Source organism: Ignavibacteria bacterium (assembly GCA_016707005.1).
GTDB lineage: Bacteria > Bacteroidota > Ignavibacteria > Kapaibacteriales > Kapaibacteriaceae > UBA10438.
Window position 1 is genome coordinate 18,300 of the sequence record JADJIQ010000002.1, and the last position, 19,707, is coordinate 38,006.

A 19,707-nucleotide genomic window follows, 5' to 3' on the forward strand; every position below is an offset into this window, starting at 1 on the left:
CTCCCGAGTGGGGTGGCGTATACTTTCGTTCTCCCCCCCAGGTACTCGTTCGATCATATCAAGCAGTCGACCATCCCAATAATCCTCCCCGTACGTGCCGCATTTGGATGATAGTACTTCCAAGAAGCCCCATTCCCCACAGGGGGAGCCACGTAGGCCTTTGCACCCGGGGCATGGACACCCGTCACCTGCATCGTCGTAGCAGGATAGTAATCAGGATTGTACCGTATCTGCGCAGACGCCACCTGCGTGTTGGAGTGCTCAGACACCTCGTTGCGCTGACAGGCCGTTGAGCACACAACGATCGCTAAACACCATACCAGATGAAGAACGATGCTCGGGATCATACGCCTGATGTCAACTCAGACCGCAGCCGTTGATCATCCACTTGCCCCTTCAAGATCATGTGCGCCAACGACTCATGACTATCGAGCATGCTAACAACGATGTGACGAGTATCAGCCGGCACATCCGCTTTCGCACTGACCTTCATCGCGCCCACGATCACTGCCTCGGCCTCGTCCGTCATCGGCAATGATCCCTGTGGTACGTGTTGCGGAGCCTTCTTGAATTTGTCCGGCACGTCGTTTCCGTGCGTACGTGCCTCACCACGAATCGATTGTTTCAAGGTCTCATGGTCGGGAGTCAAACGAAGCAATGATTGCGCCGTTCGATCCTCTGTCGCGAGCATTATCGCGCCCAGAATGTGCGCAGACGTGATGATCTCGCTTTGCAATTCTTGGGCAAGGTTGAAACTTGCCTTAACGACAGATTGGAACTCGGCAGAGGGCGATTTCATGGATACTCCTTGGTTGCTGTTTGACATCCACAGCGACGGAACAGCTACAATCTAGCATTGGGTTTGGCAAATCAACCTACAAGTAGATGAGGTGGTCACTAACGAGCGGCATCTCCAGTTAGGGGGCTCGGAGTCTTCAGGATCTAGCCCAAACGTACACTCGCGATCTCTCTCAATGGAAGTGCTGTGATCTTGTCGGACAATGCATAGCGTAGTGTTCCGGGATACACTACCCACAGGTGCTCAAGTTGGAGATCATCAAGTGCAACATGCATGGACTTCGTTGTCCTTGGAGCATCGGTACACTTAAATTCATATTTGGTCAGACAACAGCTAAAGATTGTAGCATATTACTCCATCAGTCGTGTAATAAACTACAATTGTGGAATCTCCACGCAGGTCCCTCGCTCTGGGATTAGCAACTCTGAATACCAGTTGATTCGGCGGATGGTTACGGTCGGAACAAGGTTGTCATTGCGAGCAGGATTCCCACCATAGCACGCAGCTCCCCATTCACTTGATCAGAATCGATGATCGAGTTTCAACGGAAGCGCCCGACTGCAAGCGATAGAAATACACTCCTCCGAGAAGGCTGTGTGCATCCCATTCGGTCTGATGTGTACCGGCGGAAAGGTCCTCCGAGATCAGCGTTGCTACGTGCTCGCCGAGGGCACTGAAAACTTCCACAGATACGGGTCCTGAATGCGGAAGAGTGAATCGTATGGTTGTGCTTGGGTTGAAGGGATTCGGATAGTTCTGCTCGAGAACGATGCTTGAAGGATGACTGCTGTTGTTCTCTACAGTAGTAGTCAGTTCCGACAATGATCTTCTCCAGACGCCACCCATCCGAGTTCCTGCAAAAAGATTTGTCCCCGAAACGACGAGTGAATTGACATCCATTGCTGTCAAGCCGGAGTTGACTTCACGCCAGCTTGTGCCGTCATTAGCGGAGTGGAATACGCCGCTGCCACGTGTCCCTGCAAAGACATTTGCACCCGAGACCGCAAGGGACGTGACGGTCATATCTGTCAAACCGGAATTGACCTCAGTCCAAGTTCCTCCGAGATTGGCGAAAATAGAGACGCCGCTAGGTGTCCCAGCAAAGACATTCGTGCTCGAGACGGCGAGTGACAAGACATCCTTGTTGATCGATCTAGAGCTGACCTCACTCCAGCTTGTGCCGCTATTGTCGGATACAAAGACTCCGCTTCTAGTCCCTGCAAAGAGATCCGTCCCCACGACTGCCAAAGATCTGACGACTAGGTCTTTCAAGCCAGATCGAACCACACTCCAGCTATTGCCACTATTGGTGGAAAGAGACACACCCTGAGAAGTCCCCGCAAATAGTTCCATGCCTGAGACGGCGAGTGAATAGACATCGGCAATGTAAAGGCCGGTTTTACTCCAGCTGATACCGTAATTCGTAGAAAGAAAGACTCCGTACGAAGAAGCTCCCGCAAAGAGATTCGTGCCCGAGACAGCGAGTGACCTGACACTACTACTTGTCATACCGGAGCTGACCGTAGTCCAGCTCATGCCGTTATCAGTAGAGAGAAAGACACCGCCATCAGTCCCGGCAAAGAGCTTTGTCCCCGAAATGGCAAGTGAATAGATATCCCTGATTGTCAAACCGTAACTGACCTCCTTCCAGCTTCTGCCGTCATCAGAGGAAACAAAAACGCCTCTGCGAGTTCCTGCAAAAAGATTCGGCCCAGATACGGCGAGTGACAGGACATCCGTATTTGTCAAATTAGAATTTACCTGACTCCAGGTAGCACCATTATCGGTGGAGAGAAAGACGCCATCGTTCAAGGACCCCGCAAAGAGATTCGTCCCCGAGACGACGACTGAATTGATAATCTTGTTCATCAAGCCGGAACTAACCTCACTCCAGCTGGTGCCGTTATTGGTGGAAAGAAAAACGCCGTTGCTAGTCCCCGCAAAGAGATTCGTCCCCGAGACGGCGAGTGAGTACACATACGTTCCTGACACGGCAGATCCTGTCAAGCCAGAACTCACCCCGCTCCAGCTTGTGCCATTATTGGTGGAGAGAAAGACGCCCTTGCCACCAGTCCCCGCAAAGAGATTCGTGCCCGATACGGCGAGTGACCTGACATCATCATTTGGCAAACCAGAACTAACCTCACTCCAGCTGGTGCCGTTATTTGTGGAGACAAAGACTCCGCCATTCACTTGAGCGGGGTCCGAAGTCCCCACAAAGAGATTCGTGCCCAAGACGGCAAGTGATGTGACACTCCTATTTGTCAAGCCGGAGTTGACCTCACTCCAGCTGGTGCTGTCTTTTTCGGTGTGAAAGACACCCCCATACGTCCCAGCAAAGAGATTCGTCCCCGAGACAGCGAGTGCCCTGACAGACTTATTTGTTAAGGTCAAGCCGGGATTGACCTCACTCCAGCTTGTGCCATTATTCGTGGAAAGAAACACGCCGGTGTTAGTCCCCACAAAGAGATCCGTCCCCGAGACGGCAAAACAATTGATGGCACCGCCATACGGTCCGTTTGTTTGCACCCATTGGGCAAATGCCGGACTGCCGCTCGTCATGAGAAGAACAACGAGCGCGGTTGCTGCACGACGGAAAAACGCAGGAAAGCAGGTGGTTGGCTTCATAAGAAATTTTCTGTTACGTGCCTTTGCCCATTCACTTGATCAGAATCGACGATCGAGTTTCAACGGAAGCGCCCGACTGCAAGCGATAGAAATACACTCCTCCGGGAAGGCTGTGTGCATCCCATTCGGTCTGATGTGTACCGGCGGAAAGGTCCTCAGAGATCAGTGTTGCTACGTGCTCACCGAAGGCACTGAAAACTTCCACAGATACCGGCCCTGAATGCGGAAGAGTGAAACGTATGGTTGTGCTTGGGTTGAAGGGATTCGGATAGTTCTGCTCGAGAACGATGCTTAAAGGAAGATTGCTGTTGCTCTCTACCGTCGTAGTCAATTCCGACAATGATCTCCTCCAGACTCCGCCCATCCGAGTCCCAGCAAATAGATTCGTGCCCGAGACAGCAAAAGAAGTGACAGAAGTGTTCGTCAATCTGGTGTTCGGCAAGCCGGTATTGACCGCAGTCCAGCTTGTGCCATAGTTGGTGGAAAGAAAGACACCGCCGCCCGAGGTCCCGACAAAGAGATTCGTGCCGGAGACGGCAAGAGCATAGACAGGATTGTCCGGCAAGCCGGTATTAACCGCAGTCCAGCTTGTGCCGTTGTTGGTGGAAAGAAAGACACCGACCACCCAAGTCCCGGCAAAGAGATTCGTGCCGGAGACGGCAAGAGAACGGACATCAACGCCCGACGTAAAGCCAGAGTTAACTGCAGTCCAGTTTGTGCCGTTGTTGGTGGAAAGAAAGACACCGCGATCAGTCCCGGCAAAGAGATTCGTGCCGGAGACGGCTAGAGCATTGACATCGGCGTTCGTCAAGCCGGTATTGACCGCAGTCCAGTCTGTGCCGTTGTTGGTGGAAAGAAAGACACCGCCGATCTCAGTCCCGGCGAATAGATTCGTGCCGGAGACGGCAAGAGCATAGACATAATTGTTCGGCAAGCCGGTACTCGCCGCAGCCCAACTTGTGCCGTTATTGGTGGAAAGAAAGACACCGTCGTCATAAGTCCCGACAAAGAGATTCGTACCGGAGACGGCAAGAGTCGTAACCCGAGTGTTCGTCAAGCCGGTATTAACCGCAGACCAGCTTGTGCCGTTGTTGGTGGAGAGAAAGACACCGTCGTCATAAGTCCCGACAAAGAGATTCGTGCCGGAGACGGCAAGAGTCATAACCCGAGTGTTCGTCAAGCCGGTATTAACCGCAGACCAGCTTGTGCCGTTGTTGGTGGAAAGAAAGACACCGTCATCAGTCCCGGCAAAGAGATTCGTGCCGGAGACGGCAAGAGCCCGGACCTCAGTGTTCGTCAATCCGGTACTCGCCGAAGTCCAGCTTGTGCCGTTGTTGGTTGAAAGAAAGACACCGTCATCAGTCCCGGCAAAGAGATTCGTGCCGGAGACGGCAAGAGTCATAAGCTTAGTGATCGTCAAGCCGGTATTGACCTCAGTCCAACTTGTGCCGTTGTTGGTGGAGAGAAAGACGCTGCCATAAGTCCCGGCAAAGAGATTCGTGCCAGAGACGGCAAGAGAATTGACCTGAGTGTTAGGCCAGACGGTGTTCGGCGCGCCGGTATTGCCCGCAGTCCAACTTGTGCCGTTGTTGGTGGAAAGAAAGACACCGCCCCAAAGAGTCCCGGCAAAGAGATTCGTGCCGGAGACGGCAAGAGAACAGACCCAAGTGTTCGTCAATCCGGTTTTGACCGCAGTCCAACTTGTGCCGTTGTTGGTGGAGAGAAAGACACCTCTAGCAGTCCCGGCAAAGAGATTCGTGCCGGAGACGGCAAATGAAGTGACCTCAGTATTCGGCCAGTCGTTGCCTGGCAAGCCGGTATTGACCGCAGTCCAACTTGTGCCGTTGTTGGTGGAGAGAAAGACGCCGCCATAAGTCCCGACAAAGAGATTCGTGCCGGAGACTGCAAGAGAAGTGACAGAAGTGTTCGTCAATCCGGTATTGACTGCGGTCCAGCTTGTGCCGTTGTTGGTGGAAAGAAAGACACCGCCGACCTCAGTCCCGACGAAGAGATTCGTGCCGGAGACGGCGAAGCAACTAATCTTTCCGCCGTAGGGTCCGTTGGTTGGCACCCATTGGGCTGATATCGGATTGCCGGTCGCCATGAGCAATACGGCTAACCATACTACGGCCTTGATAGAGAGTGTCCGTAAGCAAGTGCTTCGTTTCATAATGAAGAATCTCTTTCTGATAAGGACACGACAAGAAAGCCAGTGTACGCAAGGAGTACTTTTCTTGATGTTGGTTTCAGAAAACCATAATCGACAAGGGGCATACCACGGCGTAGTTGCCCTTCCGATTAGATGCGATCCTGTTAAACTGCTCGAGAATCCACCTGCCCCTACCGCCAACATCCGCTGTGCAATGACCACTAGTGATCTTCCTGGTGCGACCGGAATACATCAATCTAGCAACGGAATGAACAGGATAACATTGCGGAGGAAGGGTTGTTGGCTATAGGCGAAATGGAGTGGTTAATGCGAGTGGATGTCCCACAGGTCGAATCTCAACTTCATCGCCACGTGGCCTGTGTCGTGATCTTCTTTACGACTTTACTTTCTAGCCATCTGACTGACTTGGAATCGTATCGTGGGGTGAGTTCAGGGACCGTAACATTGCTTACATACTGTCTACTAGATTCATTGCTGGCATGGAATACAAGACGGACAGTGTCAACCGTTGATTCCGCAGCATTGGAATCCCTCCTTAGATCGGAGGCTGCCCATACGGGAATCCGGATACGCACATTATCAGGGCTCGCGGGTTTTAGCTTCTCCAGTCCTGAGCAGATCAAGGTAAGTGATCTACCGGCCTGCAATTCAATGAACGAATACTCGACGCTGTCGATCGGAAAGAACTGCGCTTGTTCGTTGCTTCCACTCCTACCGATGTATGCCCTATCATACAGTTCGGCAACCATAGGCAATGATCGCCGACCGAAAGGCACTACGGATTCCAAGTCCTCACTATCCAGAACGACTAGAACCGTTGGGCAGATCGCGATTGCAGTTGTATCCTGATTCTGAATCTGAAGAATAAGGACAGCAGCATTACCAGAGCTACTCTTGACGACTTCTGCGGGCGTTTGCCGATTACATGAACAAAGAACTAACAGGCCAACGAACAGCATCCTCGCAGTGTAAGAACCAACTCGACGATCGATATGATTGCATGAAGTCACGATTGTCCTTCTGCCTGCTGGAGATTCCATCAGACTCCTCCATCATGTTCCGCGCTGCTACAATCACCGGCTAATGGCCTGCAACCTCGATGCCTATGCAATCTATCATAGGGGTATTGGCTAATCTGAAGCCCAGTAGTGCTGTGGATGGTTACGGACGGAATGAAGTGGTCACCGATCACGAGATGAAGCGGTCGAATCAAGCGGAATCTCCAATGGATTTACGTACTTGCGAATCTGCATCTCTAATGCACCATTGACATTCTTCGTCCACAATTCATACCTCGTCGTTTCACCATCAACTGTCATCTCAAATGATGATACCCAGACTAGAACATCACCTTCGATCTCCTGCCTGTACGCATACTGCGAAACATTATTTGGTCGGGCCTCATGTGTGAAAGTTATGACTAAAACAAAGGTCCACTCTTCGATTCTACATCGAACGCGTCCAGAATCTAGATAGGTATTACTTTCCTCAGATATTGAGATAGGCATCTTCACGACTGAATTGCTAGAAGCTACTGCTTCATAATCGGGGTGACTATCAACAGCACGCGCCAACAGTTCAGCCATACTGATATGACCTGGTTCGTTGACGAAAGAAAACATCTTACGGTGAAAGTCCAATGGATGGAAAAGCGATTTCAACTCGGATTCATCGTCGGTAGACAGTGGCTCGTTCTTTGAGATCGTTAAATGTATAGGGCCTATCTCTTCGATTTCATAATGGGATTTTCTAAGCAAGTAATAGTTTACAACGTTAAACCGTTGCGGATTGGCGATGTAATCGAAGTCGGAAAGTGTCATCAGAAGCACTGCATTCCCGTGCTGCGTTTTGACGGCTTCGACAATTGATGCGGGGAATCCTTGCTCTGATACACAAATCAATTGATTGGCACCCACTTGCTTCATTTTTGCTATCCAACCATCAAATTCATTGAGTGTAGGCTTCCTATTCTGCTTTTGCACCTCAACTATCGTTACATGTTTGCGAGACATTGGGCCATACGTAATGACCACATCACATTGACGCAACCTTCGCGTTGGACTGCTCAATATTGGCAGCCTCTTATTATGCTCAACTGTTGAATTGGGTGAAACATACTGCTCAAGTCCTGCAACAATTTGTTCCGTCAACTTCCATGAAGGTGCGGGCTTAGACTTCATGTCGTTCAAGTCCTCAGCACTAACCCTATTAGTAGCCTTTTTCGACCGCTTTTTAATCTCCTTCTTCGAGATCGAAGGCGCTGCTACAACTCTATCAAACACCTCTAGCGGCTCTTCGCCATGCAGATTCGCAGCTTTCATATCGTTGGGCCTTGGCTTCGGCTCCTTGGTTGGTTTGTTCTTCATGATCGACGTCAACATACGGTAAGAGACTACCAATCGTCAAGCCTAACAATTCCACACTTTAACTACTTTGTGTGTTACAGCGTTTTCCGCCTGCCTTGACCGGCAAGATCCGCGTGGAGAAGACAACGCTTGATACAACTAAAGCATCTGAGCAACTGCAATCTAGCTTTGGGCTCAGCAATTCAGCATAGCAGTAGATACGGTGGACTGCTTCGGGCGGAATGGAGTGGCTAATGCGAGTGGATACCCCATGCTGATCATCTCAGTAAGGGAACATGCCTATTTTGAGCCGAATGGTTACAACTGCACTTCAACTACAATGGGAGTGTTTAGGAAGTCCGAGGAGCGATTAACATCGCAACCAGACGGAAACCTGCGCCTCTCGCTAACAATTACGATTCCACAATGAATAGAAGAAAACTCTTCGGCATAAGCGGCTACCTCGTCGTTTACCGTGAGGGCATTGGTGGCACCAAGGCACCCACTTGGTGGGAACGTCAACAGGCAACACCTGAGGATCCTCGCTGGCTTGTGCCTGTGCCGCTTAAGATGAAACACTATCTTGGTATAACTAGGTTTTTTGACTACCCACCACGTGACGAACGCGAGGGCGCTGCTAGAGAACGGTTTGTAGATATCATCGTTGATCGGGCAGACGATGCCGCACTTCTAAACACGCTTGATGAGGCGTCCGAGATAGTAGCGCTTTTGCCAAACAATGTGTTTAACTATGAGATTGTATACATCGAGAACATCGTTGGCGATTACGATGGATCCATTCCGAAGTCTCAAATGGTGTTTCTAGGCTATGATGTGGCAAACATCATGGCATATGAGAAGGCTTCGTTAATTGTCTATGTTCACCAAAACCCGGTGATTCAAGACTCAGAATTACAGTCACTTGTGCTGAATGAGAACGGACTGTTCTCTGTCGAATCAGATGCCGTCATTTTTTATCAAAGACACATCAAATTGATTGGACGTCCATATCGTGGCGAGTTCGCCGTAATTCGAGTGTATCGAGTTCCGTTTGTCGTCCATCCCTAGATGATTGTTAAGTGTATAGGTGTCGCTCAATAACTACTTCGAAGCAAGACGACAAAATTCATATAAAGTCGCATGCGGCTCATGACATTCTGCCTTTGCAGATGCCGCCTAAAACGTTCACAATTGATCATCATCTGTCTCCCACAATCTTCTCTAGGTTCGAAGCCCCGAATAGGGTCAAATAGCGTCAGTATGAGCGTCAGTAAACGACCGTCAGTAAATGGAAGGGGCTTTACAGCAAGCGATTGCGGGTTTTCTTCCGAGTCCCAACGGGATCACTGCGGCTACTCAAGATTCTTGGGTAGCCTTTTGTCTTATCTAGGTCCGGATTAGTTCCAGCCTCGATTCTACTGTGTTTCTGGTCCTCCAAGAGTGTTAGGTCACCAAGTTTTTGCGGCAAACCTGTCTTAAAGCAGGGTAGAAAAATGCCCCACCTTGTGACACTACCATTTGAGGAACTCCATGTCAAAATATGGGAAGCTTGCCGAGACATTCGGTACTGGGCGTTACGCCCTTCACGTTTCGTTTCAATTGAAGACGAAATCTATTGGTTCAGGTTCTAAGCCACAGTATGGCTCGATAGTCTGTGTTGTTACCTGCGGTGCTTGGAGAGACCTGGGCATCCCCTACGGTCGAGTTCGCAAGAGCACGGGTATCTCTGTTGAGGTTAAAGACTTTGACCGTGAAAAGTGTCGAGTTAGAAGCACCAATAATGCGTCTTTAGGAACGAACAATGCGCTCAATGAGATTCTTCGCCGGATCGGGAACCTCGTTGATGAGTATTACTTGAACTCAACCAAGAAGGGTCGCATTGTTAACCAGAACGAGGTTTTGAGTGCAATAGCTGGGAAAGTCACTACTTCTAGTGACTTTCAATATTTCGTCATTATGGAGAACGGAGAAAAGAGATCATCGACAAAGAGATTTGGTGGTGTAGTAGGACTTTATCTCGAAAGCCGCTCGCTACCTGGAGGCGGGTACGATTTCAATGCTGAAAGCTCAGTCAACAACTATATCACGATGGCGGTAGACATCGCAGAATTTAGCCAGATCGAGTACAACGGAAAGCTGACGCTGGCAGAACTCACGGACAAGAGTATTGCAGACAGAACCGCACGAAGATTGAAGACCTTCTTAACATCTCCTAAGGGACGCAATCTGTCTGACGCCTCAACTGAAAACGTCTTGAGGCGGATGCGAACAGTATTGATTTGGGCTAGGAAACAAGGATACGGAGGAGAGGCAGATCTCTCCGTCTACCGTCACAAAGTCCGTCGCCAGTCCAAAGTGACTTTCACCCAAGACGAATTTAAGCTACTTGCTTCCTTGACTTTCAATAACCGGGAGGAGCATCTCAAGAGAGCCCGGGACCTATTCCTCCTTCAATGTGTCTCTGGACTTCGCTACAGCGATGTTCAGCGAATTGGTGTTGTTGATCCGTTGGCAAGTGAGTTCCTACACCCAACGAAGAAGACCGGCAAGACCGTTCGCATTCCCATATTCAGCATGACTCGTCAGTTACTTCAGGCTTATCCACAAGGTCTTCCACAACTTTCAAACCAGAAATTGAATGAGAACATCAAACGTGTGTGCAAGGTAGCAGGATTATCAAGAGAGGTAGATTCAGTTCGTGCCCAGGGTGGCAAGGAGATTCACAAAAAACGACCATTGCATGAACTTGTGACGAGTCACACGGGGAGGAGACAATTTGTAACCATTGCACGTATGAACCATGTGCCAGACGCTGTTATCCGTGAGATTACCGGTCACGAGAATCTTGATGAGATCGAGACGTATTTTCAAATGCAATGGCAATCAACGAAGCCAATTCTCGAACCACTAGACGGTGCCTTTGGAGTGATTACTTCTGACGATTCGCATTAGGAAACGCCGTTTTGTTTGCTAGTGGGGGGTGTTCACGTCTTAAAGTCGTGAGCACCCAACGTCACCCCATCACGAACATGCCCGGCTGGGGACACTACCGTTCTCTTCTGATTCTGCGAGCGGTCAAGGAGTTCACACACAGCCGTTACCGTGATCACTACCCGTGTGACCGCTTGTATGTCCAGGAGCTTCGCCTTTACGTTGCTGATCGCGTTGAGTCCCTGACCGGTCACCGTCCCCGAGTCTCAATGCGTGATCTTACCGATGCAGGACTTAAAGAGTTCTAGGTGCGCCTGGTTACCTTTTAGGACTTCTCCCATGTGTAAACTCAATAGCCCTATTGATCCGAGCAACAGCTTGTTTCAACAGGGCTTCTGCGTCTTCACTGCCATCATCCAACTTGTCCTTGAGGAACATTCCTCCTCTTCCACAGACGAGCCAGGAGAGGTCTATTCCTTTTTCAATGCAGTAATAGGTCATCATCTCAATACTGATACCAAGAGTACCTCGCTCAACTTTCGAGATATAGTCTTTGCTGCGACCCGTCTCTCGGACAACATCCGCTTGTGTCATTCCAAGTGCTTCACGTGCCTCCCTCATCCTTTGTGCTACAGCTTGGGCAGGAGTGAGCGTGACAACTCTTGTTGCCTTGGCGTTAGTGCGTTGGGCTGGCTTTTTGGAGGATGTAGCCAAAACGGATACCTTTGCAATACAGAACGGCAACCTTTGCCGGATACGTTCGTAGCTACCCTTGCCATGTCATAGTCCGGCATAGGACGTCAATAAATGACGGAGGCAGATTGGCTACTAAGGATGCTACAGGAACTTTTCGGACACGGAAAGTTACCGAAACGACACCGAACGCGGAACATCATGAGTTCCAGCGGCTTTGCATCCTTATAGATGCAACCAACTTCCGCCGTCCTCCCTACAAAGGGTTGCTTGGGAAAGTTGCCGTTGATCTCGGGTTTAAGGGTGGTAGGCGGAGTCTCTACAAGGCAATTCACGAGAGCCGCAACCTCAATGCAATGCTAGCTGTGGCTCAAGCCATTCACGCGGTCAATGAAACCGTAGGACAAACAGTCCGACTAATGGAGCGGTCTGAAGAGCGATCATGAAACTATGGAATGCGTAATAAGCGCGTTGTTCTCACTATCAGGTAAGGAGGAACTATGGGTGCAGACATTTCTACAAAGAAGCCGTTCTACAAAAAGTGGTGGGTCTGGCTAATCGTTGGTGTTGTTGTCATTGGGATCGCTAGTCAATCCGGTAAAAAGGACTCTGCAACGGGTGAAGCAACAGCTCAGATCTCGACGTCAGGGTCAAGCAGTACCGCCTCGGAAAAGCCCAGGGAAGTTGCCGCTATCAAGGTATCTGCTAAAGAATACTATGAAGCTTACGATGGTAACGAGGTAGCTGCGGACGGTAAGTTTAAGGACAAGATCATCGAGATCTCGGGTGAGGTCGAGAGCGTTGAGAAGACGCTTGGGACCGTGTACGTCGCTCTCAAAGGAGCTGACATGTTCGGTCAGGTCAGGTGTGCACTTGAAGATGAATCCGGGGCTGCGAGCATATCCAAAGGAAGCGTCGTGACCCTAGTTGGAACAGGAGACGGGAAGATGGGCTTCCCCAATGTCACGGATTGTAAGATCAAGTAACGTCAACTCGATAGACAGAAGACGGGGTCGTTCACTTGTGGATGACCCCTTTTTCATTTCACTCGAAGTCAATAATTTCTAACACATGACAAAGATTTCAAATAGTGCGAAGCAGTGTGGCTAGTGGGATTCCAGTACTTATACGCATTGTATAATAGTTGCGTGTTTGTTATATTGTTTGTATAGGTTAAGTGTACAAAGCAAGCAATAACGTCAAAAGTATCGACGCGTAAAATTTGATCTCACTATATAACTAGGGTATTGGAGCAACACAGCTTCGTTAAACATCGTTAAGCAGGAAGACTAAGGTCCTTGTTTAGGTAGATAGGTGATAGTCCACTCAAGCGTGCGTGCACCTCTTCAGTTAAAAACGACTGATAGTCTTTGGGTCATACAGATCGAACTAGTTCGTACTCTTTTTCAAATCGTTAAAGCAAAGCATCTAGGAGGAATGCTCGAAGTCAGCTAGAATATTGGAAGTCAGGTTGGGACCAGATTTAATCTTAACTCGGATCAATCTGACGAGATATAATAACAGTCATAAATTTTATAGGATTATTGTATGAATGAAATAATTGAGTTGGTGCTATTAGTAGTACTGAATAGTGTCGTCATAATCGTTGACGTCGACTTGGTTGCTGGAACGGTTAATCTACCATCAGTCTTGCTTATGCTTGGAATTATAGATAAAGTCATATCAATCTATAATCACCTGCGATCCAATCGCGAATCGAAGTAGCAGAATCACAATAAGGGGGGTGAAATACCCCCCTTAGTTATCTCCCAAGGAAATTCTCTGGTGCATTGCGCACTTGAAGATTGGGTTTGTGTTGAGAAACTCCCCTTCTTACTTCGAGGGAGGAGTCCGTTTGTGCCTGGGAACCGGTACGTTCTTGGGTCCTGGCTTGGGTGCGTTTGGATCCTTGCGTGGAGTTGGAGACGGAGTTGACCTGAGGAGTGACCGAAGTAGTCTACATCGAACCGTGGTGTCCAAAGTTTGCAACCAACAATATGCTGCTGCTCAATTCGAAGGGAAAGTGTTTTTTCAACTCTAAGAATGATCTTGCTATTTAGCTACGAATCCCAAAAAGAAGGAAGCCCCAAAAGTCGGTTTGGCTTTTGGGGCTTCTCAATTATACTAGACCAGCGATCTTCTATTCTATCGAGCAACAATGAAAGTGCCGACAAGAGAAGTTCCGTCAATCTTGATGGTATACATCCCTGGTGCCAACGATGCCACTGAAAAATCGAGTATGGCACTTGATTCCAGTCTTGCATCAAAACTGACACTCTGAATCAATTCTCCCTGAGCACTACTTATGGTTGCATTGCAGCGCTTTCGACCCGCTGGAATATTGGTAATCACCATTGATGCCTCTTGTGTGGCTGGCATTGGAAACACCTGCACAGAACCTGAGGTCATGGAAGCCACTGTCCATTCTTCCATTCTTCGAAGATTCAATATTCTTGTTGGGAGTTCCTCTTGGTCCACATTTGTCTTTGCAAAAAGCTTGTCCGACATGCCGGAGTTTATCTCTACGTCCTCTGCTACCATTGCGTCTTCGTCGATGCACGTCAGTGCGATGCGATACTCCTCTTTAGTGTCAGTCAGGAGTTTCCATTCATGCTTCTGTGATGGAGCAATTTTAGCACCAGGGTTTGCGCCAGTCACATTGAGAACCGGAAGGAAGAGCTTTTCACCGTCGCTTCTACGCTCGATCCATGCAGAAGCTCTCGTTGCAGAATTTCCGCTCGGAATCGATCGGAGTTCGAGATCAGAGAGTTCTATGGATCTGAACCAGTCTGTGTAGAGAGTCCGCACGCCCTTACGCGCTTCTTGGGGTAGAGCCCGATCACTTGATAGCAATATCAACTTGCCATCTATTCGGATGTCAGCCAACAGTGCACTTGTTTGTTGTGAACGGAATCCACGAAACACTCGGTCTGCTTCGCTCTCGATTTGTTCACGACGCTTGAAGAATCCTTGTGCGGTGCGGTCAACGTCCGGCGCAGGTGCGTATCCTTGAATAGGCGTCTCGCCAATCGCATTCTCGAATATCCGCCTATTCTTTAAGAGGGACTGGCTCCGTGTGATGTTGTGCCGTGCACTGACATGGGGCACTCGACCACCTCGTCTGCCTACCAGTCCATCTGCCAGAGAAACATTGATTGCTGCATCTGAGAACTGTGTAGACGTCAACTCCATGTTTACGTCACCTGCTAGGTGATAGCCACCGGCAAAGGTCATGTGATACACTTGTGGCAATCCCCCATATCCGTGTTCAGAATTGAAACTCAAAACGACAGAAGTGTCTCCAGCCATCCAAGAACGAGCTGCATTTGCGGTGAGGGTATCATGAGCGAAGGTAGTCTTTTGCTCGCCTTGAATGAGCTCAGGGTTGATGAGGTCAACTCCCACGGAGAAAATTCGTCCAATTGCCGACTGCCAAAACACCGTCCTTGCATCATTCGGCTCTGGAGGGCAGAAGTCCGATACATCAATACTGCTACGAATAATCATTCGACTGTTGTTCGTTAAATAGTTCGGGTTCCCGATAGGATAGTGTCTGTGCTCCCATGCTATCCGCTCTGCTTTATGGTTTTGGTAACCAATTGCGATGAGTGGGTTCGTTGGTTCCATATCGGCATCATCAAACTCAGACAAATTTCGATAGAGAGTTGGCTTCTCGTTAACTGAAGGTGCCGCTACGTAGGGATCAGAAGAGACATACAGAATAGTCTGATCATTGTTTGTGGGAAGAGCACCGGCTGCAAATCCTAAGTTCCCGGATGGTGATAACAAGGGGAAGACACCGATACCATCAGAATGGAGGCGGGAATAATAAATGCCGGTGCCTGCTGCGCACGTTTGTGCCGGACCTTCTTGCCAAACAAGAGAGCAGTCTTCTTCCCCAAGTGACAGCTTAGAGTACGAGTGCATCGAGGGGTACTGTGCCCTTACATGGGGATCATCTGAGAACTTGAGTTCCGCGATTCCTTGGTTAAGATCAAAATCGCGCAATTCAGGTCTCTTAAAGCCAACCACGATTCCTTTGGTATAGTCACTCCAAGCATAGTAATTGCCGTTGAGTGATGCGTTCACTACAGGCGTTCCCCAATACCTTAATCGGTCAGCTGACTCTAAGGCGCAGGTATTGTCAGAAGAGGCAGTCGAGAGAACAACTGATTTCTTTAACCCATAGTGGTTAATCTGAGTAACGCTTGAAGTGTTTGCAGGCAATTGAGCTTCGCAGATTAGTATTTCATTGGGCAGGTTGCCTTCGCATCCATACACAACATAAACCAATGGGTTCGTTGCAAGTGGTGCAATATTTGGTGACTCTCGAACTACGAGCGACGGGTAGCCGCAAGATGGGGGAGGCGTAATTACCTGCCCTGAACGCACGATTTGATTGAGTGGGATGGGGTCTTCTTCCCAAACGATCTCTGGATTGTAAATGCCACCTTCATCTGTTGTTGTTGCATCATTGGGGAAGAACCAAAGTGGCTCACTCCTCCGGTAATACACCGTCAGGTAACCATTTTCTTGTGCTCCGGCACGCATATGATATACAACGTGATAGCGGAAGCTGGCACCTTCACGGGCTCTTACGAATGATGTAACAGTCGCTTCCATCATATTCGCACAATTTGGACGCGTCCTGTTGACTGTTTCGTATCGTTGGGCGAATGTTCCGCCTACAAGACTTGGAAAGACGACAGCCTTTCTTTGAGTATTATGAGAGAGCCACCCTTTTAGGTCATTTACCACTTCTCCTGGCATCACGGTTACCCTAAACATCTTACCCTCTCCCGGGAGAAAGTTGATGGCAAGCTCTTTGTCTTGCCCGATGATTGTGTCAATTCCACCACCCATCTCTTGTAAACGAAGCATCTTGTAGCGACCGTCAGCTGGTTTGTATTCAAACGGCAAGGTGATCTCGCGAGCCCCGCGCTGCACGAATCGCCTGTTCTCGTTTAAGTCTATACTATCTAGCCACATTTCGTGCGTTACAAATCCCCACCTTTCATTATCTGCCAGCGTGTTGTCGATCTGATGCCATAAGCCTGTCTGCAACATCCTAGGATCAGTTCGCCTGTTAAGAACCCCAACAACGAAGGTGTTGTCCATAGACTCACCGACAACTTCGTGAACTGTGATATCAACAAATGAGGAATCATACGGTTCGTAGTCAAAGTGCCCCGGAACATCAATTCCTGGGATCCTGTCTCTGATTCTGCGGGGATGCCTTGTTTTCAGGCGTTGGCTGATTGTTTCGAGGTCAATGACCCTGTCAAAATTTCGAGCCGGATTGTTACCATCAGGATGGAATCGAGTGATCGTTGAAAAACCCTTGCCGAACCATCCCCTCAACCGAAGATCTGTGAGAGGATGATTTTGTTGAGCACCAGTAATATCTGTGCGTCCCAATAGCTGCGGCATTGCTGCCAATCTTCCTGTCACCTCATCTGTGATCTGCCTAAGAGTTAGTCCGCCAACATATACTCTTCGAGGATTATTCAAAGGCGGCAGGTTACCTGCGTTTAGACTGTCGACCGTTTCCTGAAACCCTGTCGTCATTATCGTTGGGTGATTAGGAATGTTTTCGTTTCTATCGAGGAAATAAACAGATGCATTCTCATTGTCTCCGGCTTCAATCCAATCACGACCTATAGCCTCGTCGTTAACGAGCTGCTCAGGGGTTCTTCCGTCGAAGGGAGCCACAGTTAGCGGACCATTCACCATTGTAAATGCGGGATCAACCACGCCTAATACATGGATCCCTGCCTCTAGATTGATAAAGCGATCCAGACCTCCTTCTAACCGAGGGTTGGCGACCTGATCGGTAGGGTCGGGAGGTAAAATGCTATGTCCTTGCTCGGTGCTTGTTATGCCTTTATAAATCATAACTCCTTTGGCACCAAGAACAAGCGGCAGCCAATAACTTAGTCGCATTTCGGAGGCTGACTTAGGTCGGTTGTTTGCAAACCCTGCCCAATGATGATCATTGCTACCGTCTTGTGACTGAAACCCAGACTGTGTCCGCAGATAATACTGGGGCCAGATGTTCGAAATCCAAGGGATGTACTGACCCGGTCGATACGCATCGATCCCCCATAACATGTTCTCTTCATTAGCATAGCTGACCCGTTGCCGAGCTTCAAGTGAACCGAGAATTCCGCCATTGTGATCGACGTGGTTATCTAGATAGTGAGCTTCCAAATTGGGAATACTTAGAGGTTGATTCCCAACGCTGATCTCACCTCCGACTATTGGAAGTGTCAATGGCAGCGGATCCTTTGGACGCCATTCTAAGAATGTATCAGGGTCGTCCTGAAAAGTCGTGTTTAAATGGGCTCCGACGGTAAACGCATTCTGTGGCACCGGATAGCGGAGATTGACCATTCCGAACCGCAACGATGCATATGACTGTATCCACTTCGCACGCTCAATTCTAAGGTACCTATCATAAGCATCCAGCGTCTCGTTCTGGTTGATTGGGCGCGGTGTCCAAGTTTGTCCCCATCTGTCAAACCCTTGCTGAAAGTGATATCCCGCGATGACGTTGCCTGTATTGAATCCCGCTCCCTGCCAGAACACAGTCTGCCTCATTGACGCATGTTGCTTATCGATCATCTTAGTGCCGGTTTCAGTTATGACGAGCCCGTCTAGTAGTCTGTTGACACGTCCAAACGATGCCCAATGCATGGGTTCTGCTTCATCTTTGCCGTAAAATCTCCAGATAGTGATTGGATCATTGTTGCCTCCAACCGGAGTGACGAAGGTTCCGACACTAGTGTTGAGCTTCTCATCTACGAGAGTCACGTATTCATTCACGCCTTGACGAATCTCCTCGTCGTAAAATCCAAAGAGGAAATCTGTTGCAAGGGGCGTTTCGATTCGAATGGAACGTATCTCAAGTGACAATCCCCGATCAACATCTGTTTCGTACCAGACCTCAATTCCAAGCCTGTCAATCCGGTCGGCAGGAACCCCACTGTTGATTAAAGGCAGTCTAGGATTGTTTATAGCATCTAGGCGATTCTCAGCCGGAGTTATTAGATTCCCAATACGATCACAGAAGAACTCAGCATAGATTGTGACTTCATCAGCAGTGTTGCCAACCATATCTGGTAGCATGTTTTTTCGTATCTCAAAATCGAGAACGTTGTCATTTTCTGGTACGACGAACCCATTGTTTCTTGTATCGGAGATTCTAGCGGTTGGAACTGCTCCATGCAGGTTGGGAGCAACGCCCCAGGTCAGCGTGCCGTTCCGGTACAGTGGCGGCACACCAGCTGGAGGCAAGACCCCAAACCGTATGTATTGGGCTAGTGGTCTATTGCCCGGAGCCGGGATCTCATTGCGCTCAGCTCCATTGGCTGGACCGAGAACATAAGGAAGGCGAATTCTTAAAACAACGTCATTGGGGTTGCCTCCAGCAGGGTCAATTTCCGCTCTTCGCAGCGTAACGGCAACACGCAGAATCTCTGTGTTGGCGTTGCTTACATCCCCATCCGGTATAACTATGTCGAATTGATCTCTGAGTGTCCGGTGCTCGTGCTTGTACCTCATAGCGTCATCAATAGTTGGCGCGTCCAAGACCATTACTTGGTTGCCCTGATTTAGTGAATTGACAAGACTAAGCCGAAAAGGATCTTGAATAGTGCCTGTTCCAACCCTTTGACCCATCGATCGACTTGCAAAGCCAAACACACTGCCACTCTCGTCCGTCGGAAGCAGAACTACGTCATTTGTTGTGCTTGAGTAATCGAGCCATGGGGCATACTCAATTGCACATGCCTCTACAGGCATAGAGTTAACTTGCGCCCGTGAACCTGCTCCAACGGGTTCACTCAATCGTCGAACTGTTGGCACAAGATTCATTCCGGATATATAGCTATCCCTGACGACCCTCTGCATTGGGTCAAACACATCTCGAAGATTGTTAAAATGGTCCGCGATGTGCCACCTAGGGGCGTGAAAACGCTCACCCAGAGGAGTGTATGGTCCTCCCCAATTCCAACCCACTGTGAAGTCAGTTGAGTTAGGAGCAACTACGTATTCGAGGTTAGGGTTGAAGTCCCATTGACTTCTGCTGTCCCACACAAGACCCGGGAGTCGTTCTGCCGTGGGCTGTGCAAAGAGTGGAG

At 49.2% G+C, this 19,707-nt stretch carries 13 protein-coding genes; 4 read left to right on the forward strand and 9 right to left on the reverse strand.

Going from position 1 to position 19,707, the window contains the following annotated elements:
- Positions 1 to 53: 53 nt before the first annotated feature.
- From IPI29_03145 to IPI29_03165, 5 genes are all read right to left on the reverse strand, one after another.
- On the reverse strand, positions 54 to 347 hold the full coding sequence (locus tag IPI29_03145; GenBank protein MBK7411531.1) for a hypothetical protein: 294 nt from the start codon (positions 345 to 347) through the stop codon (positions 54 to 56).
- Positions 344 to 799, reverse strand: a complete 456-nt coding sequence (locus IPI29_03150) for a hypothetical protein (GenBank protein ID MBK7411532.1) — start codon at positions 797 to 799, stop codon at positions 344 to 346. Before IPI29_03150 ends, IPI29_03145 begins: the two co-directional genes overlap by 4 nt.
- Positions 800 to 1,312: 513 nt before the next feature.
- Positions 1,313 to 3,427, reverse strand: coding sequence for a T9SS type A sorting domain-containing protein (locus tag IPI29_03155; protein MBK7411533.1), 2,115 nt, complete (start codon positions 3,425 to 3,427; stop codon positions 1,313 to 1,315).
- Between the two features lie 31 nt (positions 3,428 to 3,458).
- Entirely contained in the window at positions 3,459 to 5,597 is a 2,139-nt protein-coding gene (locus IPI29_03160) for a T9SS type A sorting domain-containing protein (protein MBK7411534.1), read from the reverse strand.
- 341 nt (positions 5,598 to 5,938) lie between these two features.
- Positions 5,939 to 6,346: a hypothetical protein gene (locus tag IPI29_03165; GenBank protein ID MBK7411535.1), complete on the reverse strand. Its 408-nt coding sequence runs from the start codon at positions 6,344 to 6,346 to the stop codon at positions 5,939 to 5,941.
- Positions 6,347 to 6,522: 176 nt separating this feature from the next.
- On the opposite strand from IPI29_03165, the gene IPI29_03170 reads away from it, so the two are divergent.
- Positions 6,523 to 6,681 carry a hypothetical protein gene (locus IPI29_03170; GenBank protein MBK7411536.1) on the forward strand — a complete coding sequence of 53 codons (159 nt, stop codon included), beginning with the start codon at positions 6,523 to 6,525 and terminating at the stop codon, positions 6,679 to 6,681.
- 97 nt (positions 6,682 to 6,778) lie between these two features.
- On the opposite strand, the gene IPI29_03175 is transcribed toward IPI29_03170, so the two are convergent.
- Complete coding sequence (locus IPI29_03175) at positions 6,779 to 7,963, reverse strand: hypothetical protein (GenBank protein MBK7411537.1); 1,185 nt, start codon at positions 7,961 to 7,963, stop codon at positions 6,779 to 6,781.
- 405 nt (positions 7,964 to 8,368) lie between these two features.
- Between IPI29_03175 and IPI29_03180 the strand changes: the two genes are divergently transcribed.
- On the forward strand, positions 8,369 to 9,010 hold the full coding sequence (locus IPI29_03180) for a hypothetical protein (GenBank protein MBK7411538.1): 642 nt from the start codon (positions 8,369 to 8,371) through the stop codon (positions 9,008 to 9,010).
- 786 nt (positions 9,011 to 9,796) lie between these two features.
- Positions 9,797 to 10,894, forward strand: coding sequence for a hypothetical protein (locus IPI29_03185; GenBank protein MBK7411539.1), 1,098 nt, complete (start codon positions 9,797 to 9,799; stop codon positions 10,892 to 10,894).
- Between the two features lie 32 nt (positions 10,895 to 10,926).
- On the opposite strand, the gene IPI29_03190 is transcribed toward IPI29_03185, so the two are convergent.
- Both IPI29_03190 and IPI29_03195 read right to left on the reverse strand, forming a co-directional pair.
- Positions 10,927 to 11,127, reverse strand: a complete 201-nt coding sequence (locus tag IPI29_03190) for a hypothetical protein (GenBank protein ID MBK7411540.1) — start codon at positions 11,125 to 11,127, stop codon at positions 10,927 to 10,929.
- A gap of 64 nt (positions 11,128 to 11,191) precedes the next feature.
- Positions 11,192 to 11,587, reverse strand: a complete 396-nt coding sequence (locus IPI29_03195) for a helix-turn-helix transcriptional regulator (protein MBK7411541.1) — start codon at positions 11,585 to 11,587, stop codon at positions 11,192 to 11,194.
- Positions 11,588 to 12,066: 479 nt separating this feature from the next.
- Here IPI29_03195 and IPI29_03200 point away from each other — a divergent pair, with 479 nt between their 5' ends.
- Positions 12,067 to 12,552: a hypothetical protein gene (locus tag IPI29_03200; protein MBK7411542.1), complete on the forward strand. Its 486-nt coding sequence runs from the start codon at positions 12,067 to 12,069 to the stop codon at positions 12,550 to 12,552.
- A gap of 1,159 nt (positions 12,553 to 13,711) precedes the next feature.
- On the opposite strand, the gene IPI29_03205 is transcribed toward IPI29_03200, so the two are convergent.
- Positions 13,712 to 19,441: a hypothetical protein gene (locus IPI29_03205; GenBank protein MBK7411543.1), complete on the reverse strand. Its 5,730-nt coding sequence runs from the start codon at positions 19,439 to 19,441 to the stop codon at positions 13,712 to 13,714.
- Positions 19,442 to 19,707: the final 266 nt, after the last annotated feature.